The organism is Pseudoalteromonas sp. Z1A8 (genome assembly GCF_011378855.1).
Classification (GTDB): Bacteria; Pseudomonadota; Gammaproteobacteria; order Enterobacterales; family Alteromonadaceae; genus Pseudoalteromonas.
Genome location: NZ_WTLB01000096.1, coordinates 1 through 5,774, shown reverse-complemented (window position 1 = coordinate 5,774; position 5,774 = coordinate 1). Strand labels below are relative to the sequence as shown.

Genomic DNA, 5,774 nt, shown 5'->3' with positions numbered 1-5,774 from the left:
GAGCGAACCCAAAAAGAGATAAAGAAAAAGGACGATTAAAATGCGGCCTGAATCCAATTCTCTCTTAATGTCTAACCTATGAATACAGGTTAAGTCGTTTTATTTTTCAAGTAAGGTATTTAATTCATTAATAATTGAATGAATACGCTCAGCATTTTTACCTAAGTCACTACGTCCTACTCGTGATTTACTACGAATATCAACAAAACGTTGGCTGCCTTCATCTTTAATACGAATGACCACATCGTCTTTAAAACCAAACCATGTTGTTGTATCAGTCGCCTCAACAATACCCGTAGCCGTATTTGCACTTACTACAGCAAAACCAAGATTTTTAACTGCTTGCTCGCTTGCTGTCATTAAATCGGCTTTAGATTGTGCAAAGCTTAACGTTGTCAGCTCAGGGTATGCTTTGCGTTGCTGTGCTGCAATTTCTTCACCCGCGTATTCTACTGGGTTAGATGCATTTGCACGTAGTGGCGCAATTGCTACAAACTTTGGTGGGTTAACTAAATCGGTTGAAATGTCATGAATTGCCGGTACGTCTTTAGCTTTGTTCATCATGTTAAGTGGCATAGCAATAGCCACAACCGAAAACACAAGTGCAATAACACCACTGCTTAGCGTTAATGTTTTACGCATAAATAACGCTTGTACTATAAGCAATACCAAAGCAGCGCCACCAGCGTAAACACCAAATTTAAAACCCGCAAATGCAGTGCTAAGTTCTACAATACCAAATTTATACAAAGGCCCTGGCAGTAGTACGAGTAAAAAAGCAATTAAACTAACTAAGCTCACTAAAATTTTCATTTTATGATTCCTATATTGTGTGTGATTTTTATTATTAAAACAGATAAGCACTATTAACGAGTAGCTTATACTGCTAACAAGTGCTTTTAGATTACTATTAGCGACTAATTACACAAAAAAGTCCAATGTTGTGTGATCAAAGTTGCTTAAATTAGGAAATATATCAACAAGCTCTGAGCTTGGCACACCAAACCACTGGGCCAATGTGGCAAAGTATTGCTCATTAGCAACACTTGGTATTAAACGCCCGCCACCGGTATCTTGTGGGCCGTCTAAGTGTTGGGTTAGTAGCTCACCATATATATTGCCACCTTTTACAGCGCCGCCCATTACTATTTGATTTCCTGCCCAGCCATGGTCAGTGCCATCGCCATTTGAGGTAAGCGTACGACCAAAGTCAGACATAGTAAATGCAGTCACTTTATCAGCCATATCAAGCTCTTTCATTGCGCTATCAAATTCACTTAACCCTTGAGCTAACGTATTTAATAAAGCTGGGTGCGTTGTTAATTGGTTGTCGTGCGTATCAAACCCACCCATAGAAACAAAAAACACTTGGCGCTGAGTACTCAATTTTGCCTGTACGCTAATTGTTTTAGCAACCGCTGAAAATTGCTCACTGAGGCTATTATCACTAAATGGAGTAATAAGTGTTGGTGCACTTTCTAACGCGCTGTTCATTGCTTGAGTGTTATTTATCGCACTTGTTAAACCATTCGCGTAAGCAGTACTTAACGGATGGCTCGTATTGCCTAGTAAGCGGTTCATAATAGAAGTTACATGTTCACTACGTGGTTGATACCCGCCAAACGCGTTAATGTTACTTATGCCGCTTTTGTTAAGTGCAAATGCATTAGTAGCACTTCCCGTTTGCCATAAATTAGTACCGTCGAGTGATATATTAGCCGCAAATTCATCCTGTAACTCTAAGCGTTCTAAAAGCCGTGCACCCCAACCACTGTTAAGCGATTGTTTTTCTCGGCCATACATCCAAGCAGCTTGTTGATCGTTATGTGAAAATAAATGCTTAGGCAAACCTATTGTTTTATTTTTGTAGTCACTTAATGATGTAGGAGCAAGTAAAGTACCGACTCCACCTATAAATGCTAAACTTTGAGACTCAAACACACTTTGAATAGGTGCAAGAGATGGGTGAATACCTACTCCACCAGCAAACTGGTTTTTAATACTCAGCGCAACAGGGTTTTCTACCGCTAGATTTTGCCTGCTTTGCTCGTAAACACTGCGCTGCTCGCCTTCAAGTGGCACCAGCATATTTAACGAGTCGTTCCCGCCGTATAAATACACACACACCAATGCTTTGTAATCACCTAGCTCAACGGCATTAGTTGCTCCCGTTAACGCCTGCAGCTGTAAACTTGTTAATGCTGCTGCCGATACGCCACCTTTTACACATAACGACAAAAACTCTCTTCTATTAATGCTCATTATGCGCTCCTAATACTGCACGTTAAATTCTGGCGAAATAGCAATCATATATAACAAATACGAAACCCGCTCACGGTATTGGTCTTCATTAAAATAGGCATCTAAATCAAGTAATGCTTGGCGCGTGTTGCTACTCATTGCGCTAGCAAAATATAACGCGTTGTATTGGGCTAATAACGCACTCACACCGTTTTTCTCTAAAATATTCATGTCACTTTGAACATAAACATAAATACTATTTGAATTTAAATCACTGTGTGCCTCTGCGGTACTCCATACTAAACTTGCGTAAAGCGCGTTCATGGTGCCAATCAGTGTTGCATCGTTTGCTATTTGTAATTCTGGTGCAACAATACCTTCATTTCGCAAAGCTGCAGTTTGATAATCGGGCCTAAAAAAGTTAAATACCGAAGCCGACTGCATGGGCCCTTGCCCGTAGCTATTTATTAAGTTCCATGTTTTATAATAACCCGCTGGCGATTTAGCATCGAGATTTCGCCAAAACTGTACGGTTTTTAAAATAGGTTCTTTAATTTTACCTTGATAATTTAGCACTGAGCCAAAATGCCGCGCTTCATCATCTAAATAAATAGCCTTTACTACCGCCGCTAAATCGCCGCGCACACCAGCACCATTATTAATAAATACACTAGCTACTCGCTCAACATATTGCGGTGTTGGGTTTGAGGTAATTAATCGCTGAATAAGCTGCTTGCTAATAAACGGCGCAACATTTTGATGGTTAAATAAGTTATCGAGGGCTATTTGCAATGACTCTTCTGCTGCATAACCTTGTGGTATAACCTCACCGTTTAGTAAGGTTTTTTGTTTACCAGAGTGGTACTCGTCAAACGCTTGCATTGGCTTAATATAATCATGACTTTTACGCTTAAATGTTTCACTATCGGCAAACGTCCAACCTGTAAATACGCGTGCAAAACCCTCTATTTCTGACTGTCCATAAGTGGCAATGGTATTACCTTGGGCATCAAGCTTGACGCTACCATCTAGGTTTAGCTCTTCAAGGCCAATAGTAAATAACTGCATTACCTCACGCGCGTAGTTTTCATCGGGGCGAATATTAAGTGTATCGTCTGCTTTTTCGTTACCCAAATGGCTTAAATAAGTTCCCATAATAGGCGAAAGCGTCACATCTTCAAGTAAGTCACGATAGTTACCAAAAGCATGCTTTAGTAATAAATCGTAATAAGTAACCATGCCCTCAGGTTGCCCTCTTAACGCGCTGTTTTCATCCGACACTACTAATATTTCACTTAACGCAAAGGCAACACGTTGACGAAGTTGATCGTCGCTTTGCATTACTGCTTTCCACCATGCGTCAATGCGGCTTATGTATTTAAAGTCGTCATCGTCATTTAGCTTTACTAAATAATTACGGTGATAATTAATAGGTAGCGCTATTTGTTTATCAAGCCATTGCTGCTCGCTTAATCCTTGTGCGTTTTGTATTTCACTAAGCTTAGGTCCCATTGTTGCTTGATGCAAAAGCCTTGCTGCGCTAACCTCATCCATATTATTACGCGCTGTAAAACTCAGTGTTTTTGCATTACTTGCGCCTTCGTTATCGGTTGCTGTCACCGTAAACGTGTAAGTAACAGGCTTGTAACTTTGTGCCTCGGGAATGGTTAACGTCGTACTTATTGACTCTAAAGGCTCGCTAAGCACTGTTATGCCAGCAGTTTGTTGCCAAATAACAGATTCAATTGTGCCGTCTTTATCACTGGCTGTTGCTATTAGTTCAACTGTTTGGCCTTTACTAAGGTCGCTGGGAATATCAGCTACTGACAAAATGGGGATTTTATTTCCGTTAACGGTTGGCGTATCATCTGAGCCTGAACCACCACAAGCGCTTAGTATAAAAACAGAGCTTGCGATCAGAGCAAATTTATAATGCATGTAAAGTCGTCATCATTTGTTAATTAAGGTACGTTAGTGTGTACCGAGTTTGATGCATTTATTGAAACACAAAATTTACAATTTAACTCTTTATTTTTTGTAACCGAATCATGAACGCCCCATTAATAATGCACTAGCTGCAGGGGTAAACAGCCAGAGCTTTATTATTTATGAAAACAGAAATTCGCTATCGTTTTGAATCTTCACAAGTTGCTAACCGATTTTTACACGAGCTAAAAAACTGGCCAGTAAACGATGTAAAAACGCGGCTTTTTAATGGCGGCGACAGTGTAAAAGTGACATACGAATACGACGAAAGTGGTTTTGATTACACCTCAGCCGAGCTCGACGACCTAGCTGAAAAACATGGTGGAAAAGAGGTTTAAAAGACTGCTACATACAAAAGTAGTGCCTATTTTTAGCAATAAAAGCTAAGTGTTATTTAGCTCATTAAAAAAGCCTAGATCATGCCGACACGCTGCATTTAGCTGTATGCGACGTTTTTACAAACATGAACTGTGATTCAAAATAGTTAAGTATAAATAGTTTTATTCTATAAAAACGCCAATAATGCACTGCTTCATTGGCGTAAAATTATATTTTAACTAATTACCCTTCGACAGAAGATTCTACTTTTGATGCAGATGAACTCGCAAGATCCAATACTTCATAATAATTTAAACCATCTATTTTTTTGCCAATAATAAAGTAATTCATTTCCCCCATCATAGTCGGGTCGCCCATAATATCTTCTAAGCTTTGCACGTCAGAAAACTGAATTGCGATTAAGGCGCCTAAAAAACGCATTGAATCTTGAGGCTTTAATGCTTTTAAAACTTTATTAACTCCCATTTGAGTTGTCTCTGGTGTGGAGCCATCAAATCTAAAATCATTTTTTGTGCTAACGCATGCACTAAGCATTAATATTGATAGTGCGATAAGTAAATGTTTCATAAATATATCCTTATTTGTTTTATTCGTTTATTCGTTTATTCGTTTATTCGTGATATTTGCGGATCATCGCCACTTTGCCGTTTTCAATTTCGATCACTTCCATCATTGTGGAGGTATACTCAATTGGCTGCTTATTTTGCGGGTGAATACCTTTTACATAGTTTTTATAACGAATAGCAAAGCCTGTATCGTTAAACACAAATGTATTAAGCAGTGTGCTTTCAAACAACGTGTGTGCGCCTAAGTAAAAGCTCATGCCTTTGCGCATTTGCTTTTTACCATCAGGAGTACGTGAGTCATCGGGTTGATACGGAATATGCTGATTACCAATATCATCAGTTAATAATGCAAGATAAGCCTCAAGCTCTTTAGTACCTGCGTTAGGGGCTTGTGTCGCGGTCATGGCGTTGTAATAATTTTGTGCAAACAACTTTAGGTCTAACGGCTCATCGGCACGGGCTGAAAAGCTAAAAAATATAATTAATAGAAAGCTTAGCTTGCACTTCATAACGATTCCTTTAAAAAAAGTATTTTTACTAAAATGACTAAATTTATTAATACTTGAATTCAAGTATTAAGTGCAATCATTATGCAGCCACCAGAACTTCTGATTGCCCCGTAAATAATTCATGAGGGGTTTT

At 39.1% G+C, this 5,774-nt stretch carries 6 protein-coding genes; 1 reads left to right on the top strand and 5 read right to left on the bottom strand.

The genetic code is table 11. The features are described from left to right. Nucleotides 1–99: 99 nt before the first annotated feature. From GQR55_RS19535 to GQR55_RS19525, 3 genes are all read right to left on the bottom strand, one after another. Complete coding sequence (locus tag GQR55_RS19535; protein WP_166421910.1) at nucleotides 100–813, bottom strand: DUF1499 domain-containing protein; 714 nt, start codon at nucleotides 811–813, stop codon at nucleotides 100–102. Between the two features lie 108 nt (nucleotides 814–921). Next, nucleotides 922–2,262 carry a DUF1501 domain-containing protein gene (locus GQR55_RS19530; protein WP_166421909.1) on the bottom strand — a complete coding sequence of 447 codons (1,341 nt, stop codon included), beginning with the start codon at nucleotides 2,260–2,262 and terminating at the stop codon, nucleotides 922–924. 9 nt (nucleotides 2,263–2,271) lie between these two features. Further along, the gene (locus GQR55_RS19525) at nucleotides 2,272–4,179 is read right to left on the bottom strand and encodes a DUF1800 domain-containing protein (RefSeq protein ID WP_166421908.1); all 1,908 of its coding nucleotides are present in this window, start codon (nucleotides 4,177–4,179) and stop codon (nucleotides 2,272–2,274) included. A gap of 170 nt (nucleotides 4,180–4,349) precedes the next feature. Between GQR55_RS19525 and GQR55_RS19520 the strand changes: the two genes are divergently transcribed. Beyond that, nucleotides 4,350–4,565 carry a hypothetical protein gene (locus GQR55_RS19520; RefSeq protein ID WP_166421907.1) on the top strand — a complete coding sequence of 72 codons (216 nt, stop codon included), beginning with the start codon at nucleotides 4,350–4,352 and terminating at the stop codon, nucleotides 4,563–4,565. A 223-nt stretch (nucleotides 4,566–4,788) separates the two neighbouring features. Here GQR55_RS19520 and GQR55_RS19515 read toward each other — a convergent pair whose 3' ends face one another. Next, a complete protein-coding gene (locus tag GQR55_RS19515; RefSeq protein WP_166421906.1) occupies nucleotides 4,789–5,133 on the bottom strand; it encodes a DUF6694 family lipoprotein in 345 nt (114 codons plus the stop codon). A gap of 43 nt (nucleotides 5,134–5,176) precedes the next feature. Next, complete coding sequence (locus GQR55_RS19510; protein WP_166421905.1) at nucleotides 5,177–5,641, bottom strand: nuclear transport factor 2 family protein; 465 nt, start codon at nucleotides 5,639–5,641, stop codon at nucleotides 5,177–5,179. Nucleotides 5,642–5,774 lie beyond the last annotated feature (133 nt).

Excerpts from the sequence above, each read along its gene's own strand:
- GQR55_RS19515 (WP_166421906.1), bottom strand. The coding sequence starts at position 5,133 with ATGAAACATTTACTTATCGCACTATCAATATTAATGCTTAGTGCATGC.
- GQR55_RS19525 (WP_166421908.1), bottom strand. The coding sequence starts at position 4,179 with ATGCATTATAAATTTGCTCTGATCGCAAGCTCTGTTTTTATACTAAGC.
- GQR55_RS19530 (WP_166421909.1), bottom strand. The coding sequence starts at position 2,262 with ATGAGCATTAATAGAAGAGAGTTTTTGTCGTTATGTGTAAAAGGTGGC.
- GQR55_RS19520 (WP_166421907.1), top strand. The coding sequence starts at position 4,350 with ATGAAAACAGAAATTCGCTATCGTTTTGAATCTTCACAAGTTGCTAAC.
- GQR55_RS19535 (WP_166421910.1), bottom strand. The coding sequence starts at position 813 with ATGAAAATTTTAGTGAGCTTAGTTAGTTTAATTGCTTTTTTACTCGTA.
- GQR55_RS19510 (WP_166421905.1), bottom strand. The coding sequence starts at position 5,641 with ATGAAGTGCAAGCTAAGCTTTCTATTAATTATATTTTTTAGCTTTTCA.